Raw genomic sequence first — 1655 nt, 5'->3', positions numbered from 1 at the left:
TGGCCGCCGCCACCGAAGGCCCGGCCACCGAAGAAGTCGCGACCACCAGCTAGTTGATGGCCATGCCCTTGCCCAGTTGCGACGACGGATACGTCAGCCGCACCAGCGCCGCGTTCACGCTCATGATGCCGGCCGCCCCCAGCCCCTGGAAGGCGCGCGCAGCGATCAGCGTGCCCAGCGAATTGGCAAAGGTGGCGGCCAGCGACGACAGCGTGAACACCGCCATCCCCACCAGATACACGCGCCGGTAGCCCACGAGATCGCCCAGCGAAGCCAGTGGCAGCAGCATCACCAGCGTGGCGATCTGGTACGCATTGACCACCCAGATCGCCTGCGACGGGCTGGCCTGCAGCTCGCGCGCAATGCCCGGCAGCGCCAGGTTGACGATGGTGCCGTCGAGCACCGCCACGATCAGCCCGAGGATGATGACCAGCATCGCCCAGCCGCGCTCCGGCTGGGCCAGCCCGTCGATGGGCTTGTGGGTTGCATTGCCGCTGTCGTTGTCTCCGGCCGCCGTGAGCGCGGCGCCTGCTCGTACCGTGTTCATCAGGCTTCTTGCGCCCTTCCCGTCTTGCTGGTGGGTTCGGAGCGCACGCCGCCCAGCGTGAGCCAGGTCAGCACCAGCGCGATGAGTGCGCCGCCAGCCATGCCGGCCACCATTGGCAGCGGTCGGCCATCAGTGAAGAGGCCAACCACCGCCATCGCCAATGCGCCCGTCAGCATCTGCAGCGTGCCCAGCAACGCCGAGGCCGTGCCGGCGATGGCGCCGTGCATCTCGAGCGCCAGCACGCCGGTGGTCGGAATCACCAGGCCCATGAAGCCGGAGGCGATGAAGTACAGGACGATGAGCACCCAGATGTTGTCGCCGCCCATCGCAAAGTAGACAAACATCGCGACCATTGCCACACCGCAGCACACCACGCCGAACTTGACGAGGTTGACCAGCCCGTAGCGCTCGCCCAGCGAGCCGGTGAACTGCGAGGCCGCGATGAAGGCCGCCGCATTCACGCCGAAGGCCACGCTGTAGAGCGCAGGCGACAGGCCGTAGTGGTCGATCATTACGAACGACGAATTCGCCAGGTAGGTGAAGAAGCCCGCCATCGCGAAGCTGCCGATGAACACCAGCCCGAGGTAATGCTTGTCGCGCAGCAACAGCCAGTAGGCCGACAGCGCACTGCCAAGACTGCTTTCGACGCGCTCCGAGGCGGGGCGTGTTTCATCGAGCAGCTTGACCATCATCGCCAGGCCCGCGACGGCCGCGATGGTCACGGCCCAGAACACACCGCGCCAGCCGGCCACCGCGATCACCGCGCTGCCCGCGAGCGGCGCGAGGATCGGCGACACACTGAACACCAGCATCAGCAGCGACATCAGCCGCGCGGCATCGGTGCCCGTGTGCAGATCGCGCACCACGGCGCGCGGAATCGCCATGCCGGCCGCGGCGCCCAAGCCCTGGATGAAGCGCAGCACGATCAGCGTCTGGATGTCGGTCGCCATTGCGCAGCCCACGCTGGCGAGCGCGAACAGCAGCAGCCCCGCATACAGCGGCGGCTTGCGGCCCACCATGTCGGAGATCGGGCCGTACAGCAGCTGCCCAGCACCGAGCGACAGGAAGAACGCCGTGAGGCTCATCTGCACCGCGCCAATGTCGGCGT

At 67.5% G+C, this 1655-nt stretch carries 1 protein-coding gene and 1 pseudogene; both read right to left on the bottom strand.

What is annotated here, in order from left to right; genetic code table 11:
- Positions 1 to 52: 52 nt before the first annotated feature.
- A pseudogene (locus tag ACSFA3_RS22695) lies at positions 53 to 547 on the bottom strand (MFS transporter); the annotation flags it as partial.
- Positions 547 to 1655: multidrug effflux MFS transporter (locus ACSFA3_RS22690; RefSeq protein ID WP_435507729.1), on the bottom strand; the 1109-nt coding region annotated here is incomplete at its 5' end. The pseudogene ACSFA3_RS22695 and the gene ACSFA3_RS22690, both read right to left, overlap by 1 nt.

Origin of the sequence: Variovorax glucosi (assembly GCF_051216695.1) — a bacterium.
GTDB lineage: Bacteria > Pseudomonadota > Gammaproteobacteria > Burkholderiales > Burkholderiaceae_C > Variovorax.
This window is presented reverse-complemented; position numbering and strand designations above follow the sequence as displayed.